Origin of the sequence: Erwinia pyrifoliae DSM 12163, assembly GCF_000026985.1 — a bacterium.
GTDB lineage: Bacteria > Pseudomonadota > Gammaproteobacteria > Enterobacterales > Enterobacteriaceae > Erwinia > Erwinia pyrifoliae.
Genome location: NC_017390.1, coordinates 3,342,179 through 3,365,314 on the forward strand (window position 1 = coordinate 3,342,179; position 23,136 = coordinate 3,365,314).

The following is a 23,136-nucleotide window of genomic DNA, read 5'->3' on the forward strand; positions in this document are numbered from 1 at the left end:
GAGATTTACCGACAGACAGAAGGTTGAATAATTGGTTGAAAAAAATCGGGTTAAAACGAGTTAGGGTCGTATTCAGCCTGAGAAGCTGAACCCTGTTCTGGTGTGTTGGACGCATTCGGCGCGGTGTAGACCACCTCCTGCCCTTTCTTGATAAAGTCCACCTTGATAAGGCGGGCCTTCAGAGAAGGACGGGATTCCCCGGCATGTTCACCCGGCTGGAGGGTAAAAACATCGGCTTTAAGTCCACTGAGAACAAAGCCCAGCAGGACTTTCTCCTCTTCGTCGACCGCCTTTTGGCAGCGGTTGATAAGCTTGGTGGTATCAGCGCCAGCAATGGTGACGTCAAAACGGGTATAGGACGCGTTATCTGTCGGACCGGTCAGGGCGTTGATAACGGCGCAGGTAAACTCACCGTTAGGTCCCTGAACGCGGCGGATCGAACTGAGATAGCCGATACCATTGACGTTAAGGTTGAAATACTCTTTTTTCTGAGAGCCAGAAGCAGAGCCATTTGAAGCAGGGGGAGTATTCGCGTTTGCAGTCATGGTGTTTTCTCCGGAGTAGCGATAAACAGGGTGCGGAGAAACATCTTTCCTGTGCGGGAGAGAGTTTCCCGCAGGGAGTCGGCAGTGAAATGCCGACAGGCTGTATAAGTGAAGTGAACCTTAACCTGGTCATCAGGTCGCTGTTTGCAAAGGTTAAGCTGCGCGGAATAGTGCTCCACTTTTGGTCATCCCTTGCGTAATAGGGGATTGGGGCGTTTTCGCTGCCATGTGGCGTTACATCAGGCTTGTCATGCTTAGTTCTAACGTGCCTGCCAGATGCCCATAAATGGCATGTGTAGTGGTATTAGGCGCAGCTATTTAAACTAAATCACAACCAGCATATTTCAACCCCATGATATTGCTGCGTTAGTTAGGATTTTATCACAATGTATTGATAGGTAACTCAGCTCTTAGATTATTAAAAATTCAGCATATAAGGGATAATCAAACACCTAACTAACCGAGATGAATATTTGAAAATTTAGTTACAAACTAATTTGGCTATTTTTAAGAAAAATTACTCCCTCTTAATAAAAGTACTTTTTTTCGAAAGGACATAAGCATCATCGGTCAAAATACTCACTTCTCCATTTTTATTTTTCTTAACTTCCATTAACTTTTTCTTTTCAACACATCTGACTTCAGATTTCATTTGGTTGAAACACAGAAGATCTTCTTTGCCTGCCGGTTTATAGCCATCATCAAAATTCCAAAAACTGACGTGGAACACTCCATTCTCTGAAGGCTCTGGCACATTAAAACGTTTTTTCATCATTGGAATATTTTTTTGCCACCATTTTATCTTAGAATTGTCTGTTAATGGAAAGTTTTTAACGAGAACATCAGCATAACTTCCATCAGAATAAACCGCAATTATTTTCACTGGCAATAAAAAATTAAAAATAATAAAAGAAACCAACAATAAAAATAATAAAAACAAACCCAAATCCTTATTCTTAAACAAGTTTATTTCCTCCCCTTCACTGTGACAACAGCATTGATATTAGTAAAAAATGGCTTAAAGCCAAATCCTTTCCAACGTTGGAGTACAAACCAGATACGAAAAGCCCTTAAGAAATGAAATTTATTATTCATAATATCACTTCGGTCGAGACCGAAATGATCTTGCCCACTATATTTAATAGTAGCGGTGAAATCATGTTCATAAATATCAATACTTATGATCTGAATCTTGGTGGCATACACATCATGCACTGACATGCCTAACCCATTGAAATAATCTATCCAACGACTGAATTTAGGTAGAACAGTACCACGAATATTCTTATTGAAGTTGTTGTCTGCTGACTCAGAGAATATGCCACTATCCCAGTCTATACCATCACGTATAGTATTCTTGATCGCCAGCAAAGAACTACTTTTCTCAGATTTATCGTTTAGAATTTGTTCCCTGTAAGCCCTGTCGAGAAAGGGGCTGGAAAACGCATTTCCCCGGCCACTGTAAAAATGCTTAACCAAATCAGTAAACAACTGCCGCTGCCCGAAATAGTATGCTGGCATGGACAGGCGCAGAAACTCCTCAAAGAGCAATTTGGCTGTTTCCGTTTTTGATTTAGGGCGAGAGTTAATGAAAGCACTGAACAGTGAAACCTCTTCACCTGTCCAAGGGTTCACAACATCTGACACGTCATCCAGTCCGAATTCTTGCCTGAGCTGCTTTTCTGTTAAATCGCCATAGCGCATGTCATCTGAGCTGTAATCGTTAAAACCGTGCTGTGTCTGATAAATTGTGCAGGGAAACTGCAATGCTGACATAATCAATCCCTTGTAATGACAGTGCTGTTGATTGTTTGGTTAAGAAGACTGATGAATTTTAAACGACAGGAAAACGAAATGAAACATTGGCAGACAAAAATCACAATCCGCCTGGACTACAGCAGTATGGGTGATTTTCCCGCCCGCTCTTCTTTCAACTGACGGCCCCACTTATCCATCGTGGATTTACCGATATTCATTGTCAGGCAGCGGTGCAATGCTGATCGAGTACAAGCCGGGCAGCTTCAGGGCGAAACTCGGGGCTAAAATCGCATCTGTTACGTCCGGTCATAATGTCACCTGTTTTGACTGTGAGGCGATGATATCACCTCTGTTCAGGTGGCCAAATTCAGTGTGCTACTACAGATGATGGAATTAGCATGAGAGTTACCTCATGTTTTGTATAAGGGTTCGACAACCATATCAAACCAGTAACTCTCAACCTTTCAATATTTAGTGTCAGATCAAGTCGCGACTAATACATTTTACCGACTAAAAAGCTTGCCACACATTAAAAAAATGCCGCAAGCTTTATCAATATTAACCGCCTACCCGCGCCTGTAAGGCAGCAGGATAACGCTCGCCGACTACTTGTATCTTATCCAACGCCTGGTTCAGTTTGCGCAAGTCATCCCGGGAGAGCATGATATCGCTCGCCTGAAGGTTCTCTTGCAGCCGATGCAGCTTAGTTGTGCCTGGAATCGGCACAATCCACGGCGCTTGCGCCAGCAGCCAGGCCAGCGCGATTTGCGCAGATGTCACACCTTTATCCGCTGCCAGTTGTGCGACTAAAGCCACTAATTTTTCGTTTGCCGCAATGGCTTCAGCGGCAAAACGTGGCGCTTTGCTGCGGAAATCATCCTCACCAAAGGTGTCGCCGGATTTAATCGCCCCGGTTAAAAAACCTTTGCCTAAAGGGCTGAATGGCACGAAACCAATTCCTAACTCTTTCAGCAGCGGCAAGATTTCCTGTTCTGGCTCGCGCCACCACATGGAATATTCACTTTGTAGCGCAGTCACCGGCAGCACGGCATGGGCGCGGCGAATGGTCTTCGCCCCCGCTTCTGATAAACCAAAGTGTTTTACCTTACCTTCGTTAATTAAATCTTTTACCGTGCCGGCAACGTCTTCAATTGGCACATTCGGATCAACGCGGTGTTGATAAAGGAGATCGATGACATCGGTTTTAAGGCGACGCAGTGAACCCTCAACGGCTTGGCGAATATGCTCCGGACGGCTGTTTAATATTTGCTGCTTATTATCGTCACCAAAGGTAAAACCAAATTTCGTGGCGATAACCACCCGGCCGCGATAAGGTCTTAAGGCTTCGCCAACGACCTCCTCATTCAGGTAAGGCCCATACAGTTCGGCAGTATCAAAAAATGTCACACCACGCTCTACTGCCGCACGGATCAGCGCAATGGCCTGCTGCGTATCGGTTGCCGGGCCGTAGCCATGACTCAGCCCCATGCATCCCAGGCCGAGTGCTGAGATCTCAAGTCCGGAGTTGCCTAAATAGCGTTTTTGCATTTCTCACTCCTTCAGGTTTCATACTGCGTGATTAAACATCGAGTTTACGCCCCGTCAACCACTCAACCATCGCCGGATTGCGGTGCGAGAAGAAGGCGCTGGTGGCGGTATCCAGTGCGGTGATTTGCAACATTTCGTCACCGTTAAGTTCAAAGTCCAGCACGTTGATGTTTTCTGCCATACGTTCTTTGCGCACGGATTTTGCCAGCGAGACAATACCGCGCTGGAAGATCCAACGCAGCACCACCTGGCCGACACTCTTGCCATGCTTTTCGCCAATCGCGGCCAGTAGAGGATGCTGGAACAGACCGTTTTTGCCCTCGGCAAACGGTGCCCAGGCTTCGGGCTGAATGTTTCTGCTCTTCATCCACGGCACGGCGTGCAGCTGCTGATTGAAGGGATTCACTTCCACCTGATTGACTGCAGGAACAACTTTATTGAAGGCGATGAGATCGGCCAGTCGATCTGGCTGGAAATTACTGACACCAATGGCTTTGATCTTGCCTGCCTGATGCAGCTTTTCCATCGCACGCCAGGCTCCATGCACATCGCCGTAAGGTTGGTGAATCAGATACAGATCCACATAGTCCATCTGCAGACGATTCAGAGAACGTTCAAACTGCGCTTTCGCACCGTCATAGTGGGTGTCCTGCAGCCACAACTTGGTTGTCACAAACAGCTCATCACGCGCTACGCCGCTTTGCCTGATGGCATTGCCGACCTGCGTTTCGTTTTGATAGGAGGCGGCGGTATCGATCAGGCGATAGCCGGTTTCAATGGCGTCGATCACCGCGCGCTCGCACTCGGCGGCATCCGTCATCTGAAAGACACCAAAGCCCAGCAGGGGCATGTTGAGACCGTTATTCAGTTTTACCGTTTCCATGAGGCTATCCTTTGGTGAGTTATAGCAAGCCAGACGTCAGAAGATTGATTTGCTCAGACCCTGGCGGCCAGGCTATTGCAGATTCTTCTCTTTTAAAAACTGGCTCACCCGATCGGCGATTTGCACATTATTCAGATCGGAGAACGGGAAGTGGGTATTTCCTGTAATGCCAATTTCAGGCAAGTGGATCACTTTCACATCGCCGCCGTGTTGATTGACCACGTCTCGCCACTGGCGCGCCATCGCCAGCCGCACCCGCCAGCTGTCCTGTGCCGGCATGGCGCTGGGTTTATCCGGAATGTTGTCGCCATAGAAGATCAGGATCGGAATTTTGGTTAATGCCATAAATTTACCCAGCGCAACCGGCTCGCCTTTCAGAGTATCGAACGCGCTGGGCATCGGCGGCGGTAATTCATTTTCCGGGAAGACAAAGCCGCTGCCGGGTTCAAAGGCAACAATCGCTTTGACCTGGCTATTTTTCATGGCGGTGTACCAGCCAGGCCCGCCGCCTTGCGAATGGGTAAACAGGATGGCGGGGCCGCTTTTGTCGATAACTGCTGACATGGCATCGGAAATCACATTTACGTCAAAGGGGCCGGTATTCGGTGTCATTTGGCGGAAGTATTGGTTCAGCGCCTCTTTGTCATCAGAGAACTGCACGCCCTTGAAAAAGGTTGGCCATACGCCAAGGCGAAATTGATTAAACCATAACTGCTCATCCGGTTTCGGCGTCAGCGTACTTTTCACCATGCTGCGGCCGGCGTTACCACGGCGCGGTTGGTCAACCAGATAGGTGGCAAATCCACGACGGAGAAAAATATTTTGAAACCCTTCGCGTCCATCCGGTGTGCTTTCCCAGGTACGTGAAAACTGCCCGGCACCGTGCAGCATAACAATCGGATATTGATGTGGATGTGGCGGAATTTGATAGAACACCGTGGCGTGGTCGCCATGATATGTCTGGCCCGCCGGATCCAGCGGTTTTTTTGCATCAAATTGTCCAGCGGCTGTCGCCACTGTGCCTCAATCACTAAAGGTTGCGCAGGCAACGGGGCGATAAAGCTACCGGTCAGAAAACATAAACCCCAGATTTTTAGTCTTCTTTTCACGTCCCTTCCCTCTTTCTTTATCAGACCTGGTGGCGAATCGCCGCTAACCAGTTAGTCACTATTTCCGTGGTTTTCCTTTCTTGATCACATTCGATAACCAGCGGGTTTTCTCTTTTCGCCGCTGCTGCCAGCCCGGCGAGAATCTCTTCACTGTTGCCAATACCGTAACCACCGTGAGTGATAAACGGGATGACGAGCTTACTGCTGAAATCATGGCTGCTCAGAAAAGTTTGCACCACCGGTGGCACCGAGGTGCCCCAAATCGGAAAGCCCAGATAAATTGTATGATAGCGTTCGAAATTCGTAACGTTATGTTTTAAAGCCGGTTTTACTCCCTGATCGTGTTGATTTTTCGCCTGTTGTACCGTCTGGAAATAATCGTCGGGGTATGCCGTCGCCGGTTCAATTTCAAAAAGATCGGCATTGAGATGGCGATGAATAACGCCCGCGATCACGCGCGTGTTACCGCTTCTGGAAAAATAAACCACCAGCGTGCGGCTATTATTTTGCCTGTTGGGAGTATTGGCTACGGCGGGCGTTAATACGGCACCGGAAAGTGTCAGTCCCGCCAGCGCGGTAAGCAGCATTCTTCGGTTAGCATCGTGTAGTTCTGACATAACTTACCTCCTGTCGCGTGGGATCTCATGGCTGCCCTGCGTCGCACGCAGCGCGGTTTTGTCCGTCGGGATCGAAACTTACCGGGTGCCGCATCAGGCGGTTCGGGCGATAAGCCAACGCGATGCGTTCTTCAACCAGAACATTTAGCCGTTGGATTTTATCGTGTCGGCAGCGATCGCCATTACCGCACTCGCCACGGTAAAGAGCACGATAATCCAGCACATGGTCCAGGGCGTGCCATCACTCAGTAACGCCAGCAGCAAAGACGAGATAATGCCGCTACCATATTGCAGCGATCCAATTAGCGCCGAGGCTGAACCAGCCATATTTGGCACCGCATCCATCGCGGCCGCCGTTGAGGTTGCCGCAATAACGCCGTTCATCGAGAAGAAAACCAGCACCGGTAGGATAATCATTACGATGCCACCAAGCTCAATTTTGGCGCACAGCGCGAGAACCAGCGCCGCCACGGTGGCAATCATCACCGCACACTTCAGCAGTAACTCAAGCGGATAGCGATGAACTAACCGCCGGTTCAGTATGCTCACCAGCATTAAACCCACCACATTCACCGCAAATAGCCAGCCATAATGCTGCGCATCAATGCCGAAATAAGAGATATAGACAAAAGGCGAGCCGGTAATAAAGCCATAAGCCGCGACGTAATAGAACGCCACGCACAGGGTAAAGCGCATGAAATGGCGGTTTCTCAGCAAGGCCAAATAGTTGCTAAACGCTCCCGACAAAGAAGCTTTAACTCTTTTTTCTTGCGGTAAGGTTTCTGGCAACCAGCATATCAAGATCAGCATGACGCTGCCGATACCCGCCAGCAGCCAAAAAATCGAGTGCCACGATGTCACTCTGATCATCTGGCCGCCCAGTAGTGGCCCGGCAATCGGGGCAATCGCCATGACGACCATCAGCGTGGAGAGCATCTGCGCGGCACGAGTTCGACCAAACAGATCGCGGATCATGGCGCGCGCCAGCATTGGTCCGGTACAGCCGCCCAGCGCCTGGAACACGCGCCAGAACACCATCTGCGTCATCTCCGTGGAGAGCGCACAGCCGACGGAACCGATCACAAACAGCATCAGCCCGACATATAGCGGCGCTTTACGGCCAAAATGGTCGCTTAGCGGCCCCCAGATCAGCTGAGCGATGCAAAAGCCGATTAAAAAGCCGGTGATGGTCAGTTCAGCATCACCGTGTAGCTCTTTCGCCATGACCGGCATGGCGGGCAGATAAATATCCGTGGAGAGCGACGAGAACGCCATCAACGCGCTAAGAATAAGAATAAAAGTAAGTCCGGTCGATTTTACGGTGAAGGACTTCATACGCTGATATACGCCACCCACATTAATTTCAGGCACAATGCATAAGCTCATGTTATTTGCTGCAGTCTGCAAGATAATGGCCACAAACCGTGCTTAAAAAGACACTTTTCATCTATCCCTCCCAGAAAGAGACCTGCCCTCGCCAGCAAAAAATGCAGTCGGGAAGCGATCATCAGCGAAATGACTATTTCTGTGAGCCTTATGAATCATAACGGAATAAAGCTGCCATAAAGGTCACTGAAATATCACCACTCTGGCAGAATATGAATATTTTACACGCCGTGTTGATTGATATTTAATAAGGGTGCCTTGCTGATTTTATTCTTTATCAGCAACTACCTTTATATGCATTTTTTCATCTTGCTTAACTGTTATTTTTTATATTGTGCGTCAGTCACTTTTTCCATCCAGTCTACCGGGCTACCGTTCAGGGATTCGGCGATAGCAATGTGCGTCATAGCGTTATCGGGTGTGGCTCCATGCCAGTGCTTAATGCCCTCCGGAATGAAAATAATGTCACCCTGGTTCATTACAACAATTTCTTCACCTTCACACTGGATCCAGCCCTGACCTTGAGTCACGATCAGCGTTTGCCCGAGAGGATGTGTATGCCAGGCCGTGCGTGCACCCGGTTCAAAAGTCACCGTTGCGCCGCCAACGCGAGCGGATTCCGTACCACTAAAAGGCGCATCAATTCTGACCGTACCGGTAAAATATTGTTCCGGGCCTTGGTTAGAGGGCACCGAGCCGTTAGTGATAATTTTCAACATTCATTGTTCTTCATTCAGTGCTTTCAAACAGTGTTATGACTTTAGCAAACTAACAATCCGAGCATTAGATGCCATAATCAGAATGAACCTATGAGAAAAATTCATTAAATTAACATGTCAACTGACTGAAATAATGGCCTGCCTGCTAATCTGGCTGGCCATTAATCTTTTTTTCACCAAGGCATCTGATTCATTAGTCCGTTATTTAGCAGACTTTTCATCTTCGTCCTCATCATCTTCATCATGCTTTTTTACACCAAGCGGTTGCGCACCACGACAAAGAACACGTCATTATTCAAACCTCGCAGCGTCTTTGCCACCAGTGCGCCAAACACAACCAGCATGACCAAAAAGGGTATGGCCCAGCTTTCATACAATGCTGCCAGACACAGGAATACCACAATCAGCGACATCGTATATAAAGCCGATGCCTGTTCGCCCGGTCATACGTTCTTGACAGGCCCCTACCTGATGGCAGCTGGCTTACCAGTTACTGCATTAACGTCATGGCTTCACCCGAGCTTTTACCCGGTACAGTTTGCCCCCGCGCTCGATACGCGACACGTCATGCAGCCGAATCAGCGACACGCGCCACCTGATATGCCCATCCTCAAGATGGATCTCAATGTCTCAGTTTTTGCTGGTATATTGGTGAAAAATAAACATATATTCAGTGTATGTAAAGGTAACACCGCCCGGCTGGCACTGACTAAAGAAGGCAAAACATGCTCAGAGAAAATTTCAATGATATCATTAAGTTAGTGATGATCTCTAAAGAGAAAAGTTTTACGCGTGCTGCCGCAAAATTAGGCGTATCACAATCTGCACTCAGCCATTCAATTCGTGGTTTAGAGGAGAGATTGAAAACAAGATTGCTCACGCGAACCACGCGTAGCGTGGCGGCGACAGAAGCAGGTGAAAGGCTGATAAAAAGCGTTGGTCCCATGATTGATGATATTGAAAAAGCATTACTTCACCTCACCGAAAATGTAGGCTCTATCTCCGGTAACATTCGAATTACTGCGGGCGAGCACGCACTGTCATCAACACTTTGGCCACTTTTAAAACCATTTCTACAAGCTTACCCAGATGTGAACGTTGAATTATCTGTGGACAACACATTGACAGATATTGTGAGTGGACGATTTGATGCCGGAGTAAGGCTGGGTGAATCCATTGAAAAAGATATGGTCGCCGTCAGAATTGGGCCTGACTGGAGAATGTCCGCTGTTGCCTCCCCAGAATACCTTGCTCAATATGGTATTCCCGAAACACCCTATGAACTGCAAAATCATCGCTGTATCAATATGCGTCTTCCGACTTTAGGTGGACTCTATAGTTGGGAGTTCAGTAAAGAGGGTAAAGGCATTAAAGTTAAAGTCGAAGGGCAACTTATTTTCAATAATCTTCCATCAAGAATTGATGCCGCGTTGTCAGGGATGGGAATAGCCTATGTCCCGGAAGATTCCGTACAACAATATGTTGAAGATGGCAGACTGCAACATCTTCTGGAAGAATGGTGCGAACCTTTTAATGGATATTATCTCTATTACCCTAGTCGAAAACAACATACTGCTGCATTTTCTAAACTTATTGAAGCAGTAAGGTTAAAAGGTTGAAATAAATAGCAGCGGGATGCTCCAGACATTTATCAAAAATAAAATCAGGCTGCCTAAGACGTGATATTCTTCAAGAAGCGATTTTTAACGTCGCTTTTCAGCATACGTTTCCATGCTTCATTGACATCCGGCATGTTAATTATTTCCATATCGGAAGCGATCAATGTTCACCACAGAAATCCATCACATCCTGCGTTTCAGCAATATAGCTCTCTTAATTTATCATCATGAGCAAAATTCATAAGCTCTTGCAAACTCAACGTAAAGTCAGTTTCTTGCTAAACAGCTATATTTACCTTCAACAAAAAATTTACGATTTGGGTAGCTATTTATTGTTTCTTGATAAAAAACCCACTTGCTTTCCGCCTTTAAGTTAATTTTTTATAGAGTTTGTCATTAACTGTTAAATTTATCGGCTGTTAATCCAATGATACAAGGTGTGTGAATAGCTCACAGGAGTTGATATGAAAGACGTTTATGTCGTTATTGGTGCGGGTTCAATTGGTCAGGCTATCGTACGCCGGGTGAGTCAGAGGAAGACGGTCTTATTAGCCGATCTCCGCCCCGAAAACACGGAGAGTGCTGCCAGGGTTCTCCGTGACGCGGGTTTCGTTATTTCAACGACCGCCGTTGATGTGTCTTCTCGAGAATCCATCCAGCAGTTGGTGAAAACGGCGACAACTACAGGCTCCGTTAAAGGTGTTATCCATGCCGCTGGGGTTTCCCCGTCTCAGGCATCACCTGAAACCATTTTGAAAGTGGATCTATATGGCACTGCCGTGGTGCTGGAGGAATTTGGGCAGGTGATTGCAGAAGGTGGTTCAGGCATTGTTGTCGCTTCTCAATCAGGCCACCGACTACCGCCACTCTCAGTAGAGCAGAATGAAGCACTGGCAGTTACCCCTTCCGAAGAGCTGTTGACCTTAGCGTTCCTCAAAGAAACCGCCTATACAGATTCGCTTCTGGCCTATCAGTACTCGAAACGTGGCAACGCGTTGCGCGTGATGGCAGAAGCGGTTAAATGGGGCAAGCGCGGTGCCAGAGTCAATACGATTAGTCCCGGTATTATCTATACACCTCTGGCAAATGATGAGCTTTCCGGGCCGCGCGGCGCGGGTTATCGTAACATGCTGGAACTTTCTCCGGCGGGGCGAGGTGGTACGCCAGATGAAGTGGCTGCTTTAGCGGCTTTATTAATGGGACCTGAAGGCGGCTTTATTACCGGTAGCGATTTCCTGATGGATGGTGGCGTGACGGCATCATACTGGTATGGCGATTTGAAACCAGCAAGGTAAATATGGCGAACCATTCCTGATTAGGATGGTGAGACATCGTATTAGCCGGTTTTCCCTGTGGCAATGAGAATAATGCATTGCGCTCTTGATTACGCACTGAGCCAGGGGGAGAAAGGCACCCGAGCAAATTTAATGAGTCCGGGTATTGTTGTCACCCCATGAGTACAGCATGAACTTAATGCTGAAATTGGTGATATCTACCGCGCCATGGTAAACGCCTCACCAGCAAAGCGCATGGCTCCCCCGGAAGAAATGGCTATCGCTTCAGCATTCTTACCTGGCTCAGATGCAGGCGCTATTACAGGCAGTGACCTGCTGGTTGATGGCGGTGTCATTGCTGCGATACGTGCATCAGTGAAACTGCATCAACGCGGAGAAGCCCCTGCCTGAATCCGGCCGGGGCGTTTCACGCTAACCCCTTTTCCGGCTGTCGAAACCCTTCATGGCATCCGGTTCAGATGCCTTCATTCTGCACCTTCTGACGACTGCCAGCGTCCTTTTAGCTGAAGAAGCGTGCAGACGATTCGGTGATCTGGTCGATAAGCCGGTGCTGATTCACCGCATCCTCAAAGGTTGTGGCCTCATCTGAACCCGTGGCTTTGTCACGGGCATATGCTGTATAGAGGTAGGCCACATCCTGGGAGCTGGCATCAAGATGGGAGACCGGTAAAAATGCGTATTCAGCGGGCACGGGCAGTGCTGCAAAAGCCTCGACGCCGTTGCGCATTATCGCAAGCGAATTATCGTCTTTGTTCTCAAAGCCATGCGCATTGGTAATACGCAATACGCCCTCCGTACCAGTAATATCGATCTGCAGACCGGTACGATGTTTTTGTCCGCCTTCAAGCTGAATCGAGAATAACCCGCCGTCAGAGAGCGTTCCGATAACCATCACCTCATTCGGGCTGGTATAGGGTACTTTCTCGCCCGTTTCGGCAATGGTCGTAAGCGGAAACTGGTTTTTAACGACGGCGGTCAGCTTTTGTGGGAAACCCACACCATGGAACAGCATATCGTGGAAGTGACCACCGTAAATCGACAGCAGTTCGGTGAAATTGGCCGCATCCAGCGCCCACCGGGCGAACTCTGGCATCACCTCACCAAAGGCGTCAATGCCTACCGACATGCGTACCGCCCTGATTTTGCCAACGCAGCCCTGCTTAATCAGGTCGTGCCAGTAACGAGAGCTGGGCGAGAAGCGACGCTGAAGGCCGACGATATGCTTCACGCCTTTCGCGCGCGCCAGCGCCAGAATCTGTTGTGATTCCGCAGTGGAGGTGGAAAGTGGCCATTCGCTGTAAACGTCCTTACCGGCTTCGATCACCGCCTTTGCCAGCCGCCCGTGCTCGGGCGTGGGCGCCAGCACCACGACCAAGTCGATGTCCGGACTGGCCAGCAGTTCATCCGGGCTGGCGTAAGCCCGAGCGATCCCGAACTGAGCAGCATATTTCTCAACTTTTTCCTTATTGCGGCCCGCAAGCGCGACGATGTCAAAATTGTCCAGCGCCAGCAGTGTGGGAATATGGCCGTAACGCGCCCATCCCCCGGTGCCAGTGATACCCACGCGAATTTTACTGATACTCATCCTATTCTCTCTTGTTGTCAGGTGAACGTAATGTGGAAAACCGGCACGAATCAACCCTGTGCGGCAGCGGAGGCATCCCGCCATGCTTCTCTTATGGTCATTTATTCTGGCTGGTTGCCATCATGTCCGGCACGGCGGTTTCGGCCACCGGAGTAGCTGAAAGTAACGATCCAAGGGCGTATTTCTTCATGATGACTGCTCATTCGCACGATGTATCTCCGGCTTTAACGCCGTTATCGGGTTAATGACAGTCAGCCCAATGTGCTTCCGGCAGCACAATAATATGATCATAAAGACTGGTAATTAATGGGGTCTGAGGGCATAAGATAAATGACAAAAATATCACTAATAGCCGGGCAAAAAAGAATGATAGAAAAAATGAACGGGATGGAAGTGTTTGTCCATGTCGCACAGACCAGAAGCTTCGTGGCAACCGGAAGGGTAAAAGGCATTTCGTCATCGGCGGTGAGTAAAAGCATTTCCCGGCTGGAAGAGCGTATTGGCGTCCGTCTGTTTCAACGTAGTACGCGTTCGGTACGCCTGACGTCTGAAGGAGAAGTTTTCCTGGAACGGTGCCAGCGAATTTTTGGTGAAATTCAGGCGGCGGAGGATGAGTTGTCTGCCATGACACAACGGCCGCGCGGAAGACTTCGCGTTGGCTTGCCACTCGCCGGCGGGCTGATGCTGCCGATAATTTCTGAATTTATGCAACGCTACCCGGAGATAGAACCAGACCTGGATTTTTCAGACAGGCTGACTGATGTTATCGAAGAGGGAATGGATGTCGTCATTCGTGGTGGCGACCTGAGTGACTCACGACTGATATCCCGCAAGCTCGGCTCTTTTCGCCTCTGCATTGTTGGCTCTGAAGAGTACTTCACGCGTTATGGAACGCCCACCCGCCCGGATGAGCTGACGACCCATGCCTGCCTTCATTATCGTTTTCCGAACTCAGGAAAACTTGCCATCTGGCCGTTTAAACAGCAGGTCGAATTAGCTAAAGGTCAGCCCATTCCGTCTACGCTGATTTGCAACAGCCTGGAAGCCCTGCTGTTTATGGTAAAAAAAGGTCGTGGTATTGCCTGCCAGATTTTTCAGTCAAAGAGGCACTCAACACCGGAGAGCTGAGAACCATATTTAATAAAGACATCGAACACACCACCACCTTCCACATCCTCTGGCCAGGCTCGCGTCAGATGACGCCCAAAGTAAGGGTTTTTGTTGATTATATGACAGAGACTTTCGATAGTTTTATGATGAGAAAGCCCAGACAGACAAAAGCATAAAGTTGAAAGTCATTAAGTTCGCGTAGCGTTGAAGGATTTTAAAACTCAAATAGCAATCTCTCTTTCTAAATTTAACCGGAAATATTTTGCCATTAAAATTCCTGATTTTTCTGTAAAATAAAGGGTAAAACATGGTGTACCCTTAGACTTTACCTGCGCTCTACATACAGGGCAGATATGTCTATGGGCATGAGGTATGACACATACAGGGCAGACTCTTCTATGGAAGCGGGGTCAATCCATCAGATGCACCTGCTCAGGTTGTTTCTCCAATTGCGGTTGGACGGGATTTTTCTCGCTCAGGGTTGTTGATAACTGAACGGCCTGAAATTTAAGTTGCAACAGCCGGGTTTGAAGCTTCTCACCCTGTTGCGCTAATTGCGCATTTTGATGGCGCAGCATACCCATCTGACGTCGCTGATAACGTAACCACATTATATTGCCGATCGCCACAACGATCAGAATTAATATGGCCAGAACATTGAAGATCATGTGTGGCATAAATATTTCTCCCGAAGAAACTACCGTAAGTATCGTGTTTCTCTTAGCGGGTAAGAGGCTGTTGCGGTATCACGCTTACCCGGGCTGCTGAAGATTAACAGTAAGCTGGATTGATGCGATATTCCTGTTATTCATTTCCTGTTTTATATGTAAAAAATGTCGCCAGAGCCAACGCAGCAGAGTACCGACCAGCGTACTGCGGAGGCGGGTAATCACCAGCGTCATAAGATGGACTGTTTTGCTGTTCATAGCTGTAAAATCCGCCGAGGAAGCCAGTAAAACTGGAAATTACTGGATGACTTGTAGCCGCCATCCAACACCATTTAGCTCCCGCGACGTATTTTCGCAACAGCTGGAAGCACTCACTGTCGCTAATCTTATTTAACACCACAGCGCAACCAATAAATAATATAAATATAGCCCCTGACCAGGGAATATAAATATTTATTTTTATTGCAAAGTCAATATTTCCTGAGTAAAAAATAAGCAACGAGAAAACGGCAATCAATCATTTCTGCATCAGACCACAACGGCCCTGATTTCATTTCTTAATCTGAACAGTAATAGTATAAGTCAACTTATTTACCTGATAAATAAAGGAGGTATTAATTCATATTCGAAGCTTCTATAAAATGCAATCATGGCAATAACTCCTTAAGTTTAGCGGTAAAACAATTATGCCTTTTATCTTTTTTTAAGGTGTTAACATAAATAAAAAGGGGGCAGTGTGAAATGACAGGAAGAGACTGGTAATCTTTTACCATCGTATTCTTAGGGGGAAGGCGAAACAGCAGCCCTTCGCCGCTTTTAAATGTGGACTGAAGATGTGATGGATTATCAACCTGCCTCAGCACACCGCTTCCTCCTCGTGCATGAAGTTCAGCGAGCGATCGCTGGAAGTATTTTAGCTTCTTGGTCTCACTTTCAGCTAAAATTGGCATATGTAACCACTTATCCCCCACATTTTTAGAACAGCAAAGCTCCAGAACCAGGTCCATTCTTATCGGTTCAAAATGCATCGGAAATTCTACAGGCTGTAGGCTGATATATATATCGTCATCAGGATGGATGCACTCTGCATATTTTATCGATGAGCACTTTGGCAGTGCACTCTCACTGATAGTCAGCAGATCCGATAATATTGATGTTGATATATAAGGCGAGGCAATCAAGAACTCTTGCTGCTCCGGATGTCTTCTTGTCATATTTTTCAGCGCCATGTAAAGCGGTAAAAGCTGCTGATAGATACAATCCGCTGCCGGGGTCGGGGTGATATTATTTCGTTCAATAATGAAGAGTTGTTCACCCACCCAACCTTCAGTGAGTTTTAACATACGTGAAACAGGTGGTACCGTCAGACATAGCTTATCAGCTGCAGTTTTCAGACTTTTTTCCTGATACAGAGTGATAAAAACCTGCATCGATTTAGATATAAACATACAAACATCCCTTTACTGTAAATACAGGTAGTTATACATATCATTAGGAATAATCCCATAACCTTTTTTATTATGAATAATAAAAAAAAAGGTTTTACCCTAAAATCAGAAGAAAGAGATGAAAAGTGACTTAAAAATAGGCGAAAAAGGCAGGGGAAACCAACAAATGTACGCGATCTGTCTTGCGTTTTTCCAAAATATGGATTTTTCTAATGAACATATTAATTAATTTTCTTCACTTCCCTATAGAAGAATCATTTTTTGATAGTATTTTATCAGGAAATAATATTGTGACGGGAGCCTCCCCCAACCTTGACATTCTGTAACGGCTGTCTGAGTCGTCTACGGCAGAGGGTCTGTGGTATTTTTATCACCGCACGGTGCGCTTAACCCTATTTCCCCAGCCATACACATCAGATATTTATCTGCACCTTTGCATCGCGCACCAGTTCGAACGACAGAGTCAGGGTTATTAAGGTCAACATGACTTAAGAGGGTTATCCATATTTTATAAAGTTATTCAACACAAGCCTATAACGGCAACATAAATATAAATCCCTCAGTAATAAAACCTTTATATTTTTGCGAATAGAGAAGCCTGGCAAAGCGGAAGCAATGACGCATAAAAGAGCAGGCCTTTTAGATATTCAGAATTCTTGCTATTGATTGTCACCTAAGTAAAATGACCGCTGGCACCTCAATGCCAGCCCGCCCATATATTATGCCGCGCTACTATCGTCTGATTGTGCTATATACTCACGTACTTCTGCCGCCTGTTCGATAAAGCCGCTAATGATATCGCTAAAACTCGCTTCATCCAGATGCTCCAGCGGCTGCTGAAAACATAAACGCACATTGTGCAGTTCGTCCAGCGCCAGCCAACAGCCACGCATGGCCGCCATCTCAAAATTCAGCTGCAATAACATCGAATAAAGCGTTATTGATGTCTGTGGGTCGGTCTCAATGATTCGGCAGTGAAGCAACAGGCTGTCGCTGTGTTCCGGTATTTCCAGCACCGCCGCCTCCTCATTTTGTTCATTATACAGGGCGCATACCCCGTCTTTCAGATGAATAGGCGTTTTACACCCGGCGGAAAAATACTGTAAAAACCGTTCAACCTGCTGCTGTGACGCTGTCATGAATGTCGCTCCTTATTGCGTGATTTTCTCGTCGGTTCTGTTAATGGCAACAACATGCTCATCAGCTCTTCATTTCCAGCCCTTCCTTCTTCAAATCAGAAAGCGCAGATGCGACCTGCGGATTAGCCTTAGCAATTCCTCCCTCCAGGGCAAATCGCCGAGGGATGTTCTGATCCTGGCCGTATTTGAAATTGATGCTACCGATGTTGCGTTCCATGCTCATGGCGGCGCTGTTGCTCGCCCCCAGTAACAGCGTTGGGGTATTGAAGCCTTCGCTTTTGCTGACGGCCTGACTGACGCTGACCGATTTAATACGCAAGTTGTTGCGATCCTGGAAAAGTATTCCTACTTCTTCACGACCGACTTTACCGTCCAGTATTGCCTTTTCCGTCTGCTCACGCAGACCATCTTTCAACTCCATCTCCACGCTGGCGCTGGTGAACGGCGTGCTTTGCAGCTGCTTAATTAAACCCTTCAGTGCCGGATCGTTATTCATCATGTCACTGAGACGTTTGGCACTGCTCGGTGGTAATGCTGCATCGAAATGTTTGTGTAGCAGCTCGACAATGCCGTCATTATTTATTTTCGACAGATTCTTGTAACTCGTGCTGTGACTGGCAGAGCCTAATTCCATGCTGTTGCTGTCCGCAGCCTGTTGACGTAATGCCAGCTTTTGCAGGCTGTGCACCGCTTCATAACGTTCATCACCGACGACATCTTTTGCACTAAAATGCTGTTGTAAGATATGCAACTGTTCAGCGGGTTTAGCGTCATCTAACTCTTTGAGAGCGGCAAGCATCTTCGTCGTGGAGGTATCCTTGAAGTGTTTACCCAGCGTGGAGGTCAGTTCGCTGATATCATTGCTGGTCACCGGCTCCGCACGCTTCATTTCCAGGCTGATACTCTGCGAGGTTCGGTTATCCAGCGCCAGCGCTGCCGAAACGTTAGTCGAGGTAAACGCCGGGAAGGTTCCGACCGGTTTCCCTTCATGCGTGGACGAATGGGCAACACCTAAAGCAGCCGTCAGGTTGGCGCCGACGTTGCCCCCATTAAGAAAGGTTGGGCGGTTATTGCTGGCCGCAGTCGTGCTGCCAAACTCGCCAGAGGTGAAACTGCGTTCACGCGAGCCGGCAACCAGGTTTGCCGATGCACTTACCCCGGCAGAAACACGGGCAGTGACGCCATTCGGTTTACTGCCGTCTTCGGTCAGATCGATACCGGCGCGCAGATCCAGAGTTGCCGAGGTATCGACGCTAAACGTCAGATTACTGCCCTGCTTCATCTGATGTTCGATCCCCTTTTGCAGCAGCTCTGCCGGGGTCAACGTGCCATGCGTCAAGCCATGAATAAAGTCAGGCAGCTCATCTTCGGTCAGCTTAAACTTCAGGCTGTTTTTTAGCGTACCCTGCACGGTGGCACTCACACCGGCACCAATACGAAAGTCCGGGCTGATTTTGTGTTTTTTGCTCAACCAGTCACTGGCGTTACCGGCACTGGTTTTCTTATCGGTCATATAGGGCATCACATCATGCCCGGTAGCGACTGATATGGTACCGCTCACCCCGCCGTCACGGCCAAAACTGACGCTCAACCCGCCGCTGGTACGGCTGAAGCTCAGGTTATAGGCGCGATCCAGCGTGATGCCGGCTCCGGGAACCACTGGGACGGGCACCTTCTTGCTAAGTTTAGGCACAAAGACCGTGCTGATGCCCCCGCCATAGGCCCGGCTAAAGCTCATACTTTCGCCACTGTCCAGCGATAACAGCGTATTCTTGAGCTTCTTCGCCATCTCCGCACTGCCCTGTGATTCCAGTACGGTGCGCGTGGTTAAATTGACGCCGTGGTGCTCTTTTTTAAAGGCATTGATGAAAGATTTGACCGCATCATAATTTGCTTCCAGCGCCTTAGGATGGGTAAAGCCCATGTCGGTGTACTGCTTCACCGGATTGCCTTCATACCGCTTTTCACGCAGCGTATCGAACTGCTGGCGCAGCTGTTTTATCTGTTCAGCATCGGGTGTATGGTCAGATACCAATTTCGCCTTATCGGCCAGCTGATGCAGTTCACCGATGGTCACGGTATCTAAAATCAAACGCGACTTGGTCAGCGCGGTTTTATCATTAGGATCGCGCTGGCGGCCCAGTGGGATCTCACCCTTCTGATGGCTCATATCCACCCCGGCGCTGACAAAGTGCCCCAACATGGACTGCAGTTTACTCTGTGCGGATGGCGGCGTGGCATGCACTGCCTGCTGCAGTGACTGGCTGAGATCCCGACCGGAGCGATTGACGTTAAAGCTCTGTACCAACGCCTTACTGCGCGATGGCTGAAAATCGCTATTGATTTCACCGCTGCTTTTTAGCACTCCCTGATGTTGACCCAGAACGGTCGCCGATCGGGTCGCACTCTGCTCCAGTTCGTCACGAAAGCGCTTCATATCGTTAAGCAATTCTGCGCCTTGTTCGCCTAAATTCATTTTTTCCAGTTTGCTATGCAAATCTTCCTGTGGCGCGTTATGACGAACGTTATGCGCATCCAGTTGTTTAATCAGCGCCCCCTGCATCTCGTACAGCGGCTTCAGCCCCTCCCGCCCCTGCCAGCTGTGCTGTGTGGCATAAGCGGCATTTTTTATCGGTCGCGGCGTTGCCATCGTCGGGTTAAACGCATACGCGCGGATCCTGTCAGAAAATTTACTGCTGACCTTGCGCCCTTCGGCACCGGTTACTCCCCCGGCCTGCGCCGAGAGCTTGACCGTCAACCCGGTTCCCGGGATCACCTTACCTTTCACCCCCTGCATTAACCGGTTAAAGACGGTTTGTGAACCGCTGGTACCCACTGCCAACGGCCCGCGTTCAGGTGCCGCATAGGCGTGCCAGCCACCCGCCTTCAACTGATGCTGGCTACCGTCTTCAAAGGTGGCAACCGGTTTGTGCTCAGGGTTCATGTCCAGACGTTGCAGCTTACTTTCGCTCTGTGGCAGCGCCAGTTTATGCCAGTTGCTGCCCCCGGCACCGTTCTGCCAGGCCTCGCGCGGCTGATGGAACACTTCTCCCTCGTGGGTCAATGCGTACAGGTTCTGCTTGTGGTCGACATGAATGTCTTTCAGTTCCCCACTAAGACCTTCGCGGCTGAGAGTTTGTGGCGGCCGCTCCAGCTGCTGGGTGCCAGGTTTGATCTGGAAGGAGCGAATGTCCCCTTTTTCCGTCAGCGCCAGGTATTTATTTACCCCAATGACCGCCATGGCCTGGGCCTTATCGGTTTTATTCAGCCCTTGCAGGGCGTCGCCCGGCTCCGGCTTATTGCGCACATGCGGCAGGGAAAAGACATTATCCGTTCCGTGCTTGATAGAGGAGGTGCTCTGGTTAATATCCAGGCGTTTCACTTCACCGTCTTTCAGAATGTAGGCCGCTCCGTCCAGGCCTTTTTTCAGCTGCTTACAGTCTGATTCCGCGCTGGTCCAGCCTTTGGTCAGCTGGTCAAAATAGTGAAGCTTACCTTCCTGTAGCGCCAGGCTGCCTAAATGCCCCATATCCAGAACCTCATGCGGTTCAGGATTGACATGATGCAGCCCCAGCTGGTTGTCGATAACCAGCGCATCGCTCAGGTTCCAGCCGGGGTGGAACTGATGATCGTTGCCCAACGGGCAGGCATGCTGCTGCTTGAAGTTATCTTTTACCAGCGCGTTGAGCTGGCCGTGGTCGTCATGGAAAAATCCGGAAATCTGGTGGTCATGACCAAAATGCTCATCGAGCGCATGCTGAGGCATGGCTTTCATATTCAGCTCGTTTTCATCCCCCGACTTTGGCATGGCGGCGCTAAACAGCTTGCCTTCGCTATCGGCGACAATCAGCCGCCCATGACTGATTGCGACAGATTGCGCCTCCAGCTCCGGCTTACCGTGCAGTAACCCCTGGTGGGCATCGGCATAATGCAGGCTGACGTGAATATGGCTCTCCGGGGAGGCATCCAGCGCGGGCATAATACTCATCTTATTGCGGCTGGGGGTATCCGTCAGGATCGCCACCTGCCCACGCTGATCAACGGAAAACGATTTGATTTTATCGACCAGCTTTTCCGAGGATTTATTAGCGGAGAGATTATGCAGGGTGCGGTCGTCTTTCAGCGCATAGAGCTTACCGTCTGCCTGGCGTGACAGCTGGCTGTGGGTGTCTTTATCCGCAGACTGCCATACGCCCAGCTCCGGATGCAGAATATGAATTTTGTCGTCATGCAGGCGGATTGACTCCCCCTGCGGCCGTGCTGCGCCAGCCGGATGCTGCCAGATGCCGGTCAGTAAGGAACGGTGCGCTTCCCCCGGTTGATTTAGCATGGTTTTATTGTGGCTTTCATTACCGCTACCCAGCGAGATCTTGCCGCTTTTACCGTCTACGTTGACGGAGCCAGTACCGGCCTGCGCCAGCCTGGTCTTTATGTCGCCCGGGTGGCTGTTATGCAGCACGCTATAGCTGGTGGCGGTACTTTTGATATCAAACAGGCGGCCTTTATTGTCCAGCAGCAGATGCTGGCTGCCGTCGCTGCTGGCATGGTGCGCCAGATAGTGCTGAGCGTCTTTACCCAATGTCTGCTTTAACAGCGTATTAAGCGCGGGTGGATTAGTTGATGCCAGCTGCAACTTGCCTTTATCCAGCGCTACCGCCAGCGGCGTCACCCCGGCTCCACTTCCTTTCAGCATCGACTGCGGCTTAAGGGGTGACTGCGTCGAATCTGTCCCCTCAAGGACGCTTTCCGCAATCGCAGTCAGTTTGGGCTGATACCTGGCGGCTGTCGGTGTGGTAACGCCGAGTTTGGGCGGCTGCGGTGGATTTTCCCGCTCGCGCGCCAGCCGCTGTTGATGCAGTTGCTGGAACTCGCTGTCGTCATCTTCATGAGCGATCTCCCCCTTACCGGTATGGGCCGTTGCCGCCTTGCTGGTGGAGCCAACCGGCAGTTCTTCAATTTCGTGGTGGCTACCCGGGATGCGCGGCGGCGAGTGGTGCAGGCGTTCGCCCGCGTCGGCTGAAGCCGGATGAGTCATTTTGCTCAGCATGGTTTGGCGCATCTGGCTAAAATTGTTCAGCTGATGCTGTTTTTGCTGCGTTGATACCTTATCCTCGCCGCTGCCACCTTTCACCATTGGCCGCCCGGCCATGTCGTCCAGATTGTGGCGTTTAACGCCACCCGAACGGGTTAAACGCGCGGCATCTGGCGCGGCCGCCTCATGCTGCGTTTCGCCATCGTCCTGGGCCAGCAGATCGCGTAATGTTGTCCCTTTGCTGTGGGTGGCGCCCGGCTGGGTCTGCGGTAGCGATTTAGACGATTTCTTCAACCCTAAAAAACCCTTCAAACTGAAGGATTTCTTTTGCTGGTGAGCCGCACTGACGCCATCAGCCGCAGTAGATGACTGGTGAACTTTCGGCATTTTCCCGCGATTTTTGCCTTCTGACGCCAGCGATGCCGCCGCATTTTGCGGGCTGCTGCTGCTGCTGCCCTGTTGCAAGGCCACGCCCTGCCCCACAGGGTTATGCGCCGCTATTTGTACAGCCGTCTTGTGTTCAGTCCCCTGTAACTTTAATACCATGACCCGTTGCCCCCACCCTCTGCCATAAACATTAGTTATATTTATGTTGCATTTCTCTGCAACCGGTTCCCGTCACGGTTAAAAAAAAGTCTGTTTACTGTCACTGTACGCGGAACCCTGCCAACGCCA

At 49.3% G+C, this 23,136-nt stretch carries 17 protein-coding genes and 4 pseudogenes; 4 read left to right on the plus strand and 17 right to left on the minus strand.

Annotated elements, in window-relative coordinates:
- Positions 1 to 50: 50 nt before the first annotated feature.
- The 11 genes and pseudogenes from EPYR_RS15260 to EPYR_RS21360 all read right to left on the minus strand — a co-directional run.
- Positions 51 to 545 (minus strand): STY4534 family ICE replication protein, encoded by a 495-nt coding sequence (locus tag EPYR_RS15260; protein WP_012669275.1) that lies wholly within the window; start codon positions 543 to 545, stop codon positions 51 to 53.
- Positions 546 to 1,062: 517 nt separating this feature from the next.
- A complete protein-coding gene (locus EPYR_RS15265) occupies positions 1,063 to 1,509 on the minus strand; it encodes a DUF943 family protein (protein WP_012669276.1) in 447 nt (148 codons plus the stop codon).
- Positions 1,510 to 1,511: 2 nt separating this feature from the next.
- Positions 1,512 to 2,321, minus strand: coding sequence for a DUF3289 family protein (locus tag EPYR_RS15270; RefSeq protein ID WP_012669277.1), 810 nt, complete (start codon positions 2,319 to 2,321; stop codon positions 1,512 to 1,514).
- A 128-nt stretch (positions 2,322 to 2,449) separates the two neighbouring features.
- Positions 2,450 to 2,613 (minus strand): annotated as a pseudogene (locus EPYR_RS21180) (transposase); the annotation flags it as partial.
- Between the two features lie 248 nt (positions 2,614 to 2,861).
- On the minus strand, positions 2,862 to 3,851 hold the full coding sequence (locus EPYR_RS15275) for an aldo/keto reductase (RefSeq protein ID WP_012669279.1): 990 nt from the start codon (positions 3,849 to 3,851) through the stop codon (positions 2,862 to 2,864).
- Between the two features lie 31 nt (positions 3,852 to 3,882).
- Entirely contained in the window at positions 3,883 to 4,734 is an 852-nt protein-coding gene (locus EPYR_RS15280) for an aldo/keto reductase (protein WP_012669280.1), read from the minus strand.
- A gap of 72 nt (positions 4,735 to 4,806) precedes the next feature.
- Positions 4,807 to 5,807 (minus strand): annotated as a pseudogene (locus EPYR_RS15285) (alpha/beta hydrolase).
- Positions 5,808 to 5,863: 56 nt separating this feature from the next.
- The gene (locus tag EPYR_RS15290; RefSeq protein ID WP_012669282.1) at positions 5,864 to 6,460 is read right to left on the minus strand and encodes a flavodoxin; all 597 of its coding nucleotides are present in this window, start codon (positions 6,458 to 6,460) and stop codon (positions 5,864 to 5,866) included.
- Between the two features lie 144 nt (positions 6,461 to 6,604).
- Positions 6,605 to 7,846, minus strand: a complete 1,242-nt coding sequence (locus tag EPYR_RS15295; RefSeq protein WP_012669283.1) for a multidrug effflux MFS transporter — start codon at positions 7,844 to 7,846, stop codon at positions 6,605 to 6,607.
- Positions 7,847 to 8,166: 320 nt separating this feature from the next.
- On the minus strand, positions 8,167 to 8,565 hold the full coding sequence (locus tag EPYR_RS15300; RefSeq protein WP_012669284.1) for a (R)-mandelonitrile lyase: 399 nt from the start codon (positions 8,563 to 8,565) through the stop codon (positions 8,167 to 8,169).
- Between the two features lie 272 nt (positions 8,566 to 8,837).
- A pseudogene (locus EPYR_RS21360) lies at positions 8,838 to 9,109 on the minus strand (efflux RND transporter permease subunit); the annotation flags it as partial.
- Positions 9,110 to 9,290: 181 nt separating this feature from the next.
- On the opposite strand from EPYR_RS21360, the gene EPYR_RS15305 reads away from it, so the two are divergent.
- From EPYR_RS15305 to EPYR_RS15315, 3 genes are all read left to right on the plus strand, one after another.
- Positions 9,291 to 10,184 carry a LysR family transcriptional regulator gene (locus EPYR_RS15305; RefSeq protein WP_014539458.1) on the plus strand — a complete coding sequence of 298 codons (894 nt, stop codon included), beginning with the start codon at positions 9,291 to 9,293 and terminating at the stop codon, positions 10,182 to 10,184.
- Positions 10,185 to 10,648: 464 nt separating this feature from the next.
- Entirely contained in the window at positions 10,649 to 11,479 is an 831-nt protein-coding gene (locus EPYR_RS15310; protein WP_012669287.1) for an SDR family oxidoreductase, read from the plus strand.
- Positions 11,480 to 11,674: 195 nt separating this feature from the next.
- Positions 11,675 to 11,869 (plus strand): SDR family oxidoreductase, encoded by a 195-nt coding sequence (locus EPYR_RS15315; protein ID WP_226060761.1) that lies wholly within the window; start codon positions 11,675 to 11,677, stop codon positions 11,867 to 11,869.
- Between the two features lie 109 nt (positions 11,870 to 11,978).
- On the opposite strand, the gene EPYR_RS15320 is transcribed toward EPYR_RS15315, so the two are convergent.
- Positions 11,979 to 13,064, minus strand: a complete 1,086-nt coding sequence (locus EPYR_RS15320; protein WP_041474045.1) for a Gfo/Idh/MocA family protein — start codon at positions 13,062 to 13,064, stop codon at positions 11,979 to 11,981.
- 366 nt (positions 13,065 to 13,430) lie between these two features.
- On the opposite strand from EPYR_RS15320, the pseudogene EPYR_RS15325 reads away from it, so the two are divergent.
- Positions 13,431 to 14,350 (plus strand): annotated as a pseudogene (locus EPYR_RS15325) (LysR family transcriptional regulator).
- 234 nt (positions 14,351 to 14,584) lie between these two features.
- Here EPYR_RS15325 and EPYR_RS15330 read toward each other — a convergent pair.
- The 5 genes from EPYR_RS15330 to EPYR_RS15345 form a co-directional block, all read right to left on the minus strand.
- Positions 14,585 to 14,851: a hypothetical protein gene (locus EPYR_RS15330; protein ID WP_014539463.1), complete on the minus strand. Its 267-nt coding sequence runs from the start codon at positions 14,849 to 14,851 to the stop codon at positions 14,585 to 14,587.
- A gap of 127 nt (positions 14,852 to 14,978) precedes the next feature.
- Positions 14,979 to 15,359: a hypothetical protein gene (locus EPYR_RS20615; RefSeq protein WP_157861019.1), complete on the minus strand. Its 381-nt coding sequence runs from the start codon at positions 15,357 to 15,359 to the stop codon at positions 14,979 to 14,981.
- A gap of 130 nt (positions 15,360 to 15,489) precedes the next feature.
- The gene (locus EPYR_RS15335; protein WP_012669292.1) at positions 15,490 to 16,290 is read right to left on the minus strand and encodes a LysR family transcriptional regulator; all 801 of its coding nucleotides are present in this window, start codon (positions 16,288 to 16,290) and stop codon (positions 15,490 to 15,492) included.
- Positions 16,291 to 17,009: 719 nt separating this feature from the next.
- Positions 17,010 to 17,429 (minus strand): type III secretion system chaperone, encoded by a 420-nt coding sequence (locus EPYR_RS15340; RefSeq protein WP_012669293.1) that lies wholly within the window; start codon positions 17,427 to 17,429, stop codon positions 17,010 to 17,012.
- Between the two features lie 61 nt (positions 17,430 to 17,490).
- A complete protein-coding gene (locus tag EPYR_RS15345) occupies positions 17,491 to 23,007 on the minus strand; it encodes an AvrE-family type 3 secretion system effector (RefSeq protein WP_012669294.1) in 5,517 nt (1,838 codons plus the stop codon).
- Between the last annotated feature and the right edge of the window lie 129 nt (positions 23,008 to 23,136).

What these genes read in the sequence shown, in the direction of transcription:
- EPYR_RS15260 (WP_012669275.1), bottom strand. Translation starts at nt 545, where the DNA reads ATGACTGCAAACGCGAATACTCCCCCTGCTTCAAATGGCTCTGCTTCT.
- EPYR_RS15270 (WP_012669277.1), bottom strand. Translation starts at nt 2,321, where the DNA reads ATGTCAGCATTGCAGTTTCCCTGCACAATTTATCAGACACAGCACGGT.
- EPYR_RS15275 (WP_012669279.1), bottom strand. Translation starts at nt 3,851, where the DNA reads ATGCAAAAACGCTATTTAGGCAACTCCGGACTTGAGATCTCAGCACTC.
- EPYR_RS15280 (WP_012669280.1), bottom strand. Translation starts at nt 4,734, where the DNA reads ATGGAAACGGTAAAACTGAATAACGGTCTCAACATGCCCCTGCTGGGC.
- EPYR_RS15290 (WP_012669282.1), bottom strand. Translation starts at nt 6,460, where the DNA reads ATGTCAGAACTACACGATGCTAACCGAAGAATGCTGCTTACCGCGCTG.
- EPYR_RS15295 (WP_012669283.1), bottom strand. Translation starts at nt 7,846, where the DNA reads ATGAGCTTATGCATTGTGCCTGAAATTAATGTGGGTGGCGTATATCAG.
- EPYR_RS15300 (WP_012669284.1), bottom strand. Translation starts at nt 8,565, where the DNA reads ATGTTGAAAATTATCACTAACGGCTCGGTGCCCTCTAACCAAGGCCCG.
- EPYR_RS15305 (WP_014539458.1), top strand. Translation starts at nt 9,291, where the DNA reads ATGCTCAGAGAAAATTTCAATGATATCATTAAGTTAGTGATGATCTCT.
- EPYR_RS15310 (WP_012669287.1), top strand. Translation starts at nt 10,649, where the DNA reads ATGAAAGACGTTTATGTCGTTATTGGTGCGGGTTCAATTGGTCAGGCT.
- EPYR_RS15320 (WP_041474045.1), bottom strand. Translation starts at nt 13,064, where the DNA reads ATGAGTATCAGTAAAATTCGCGTGGGTATCACTGGCACCGGGGGATGG.
- EPYR_RS15330 (WP_014539463.1), bottom strand. Translation starts at nt 14,851, where the DNA reads ATGCCACACATGATCTTCAATGTTCTGGCCATATTAATTCTGATCGTT.
- EPYR_RS15335 (WP_012669292.1), bottom strand. Translation starts at nt 16,290, where the DNA reads ATGTTTATATCTAAATCGATGCAGGTTTTTATCACTCTGTATCAGGAA.
- EPYR_RS15340 (WP_012669293.1), bottom strand. Translation starts at nt 17,429, where the DNA reads ATGACAGCGTCACAGCAGCAGGTTGAACGGTTTTTACAGTATTTTTCC.
- EPYR_RS15345 (WP_012669294.1), bottom strand. Translation starts at nt 23,007, where the DNA reads ATGGTATTAAAGTTACAGGGGACTGAACACAAGACGGCTGTACAAATA.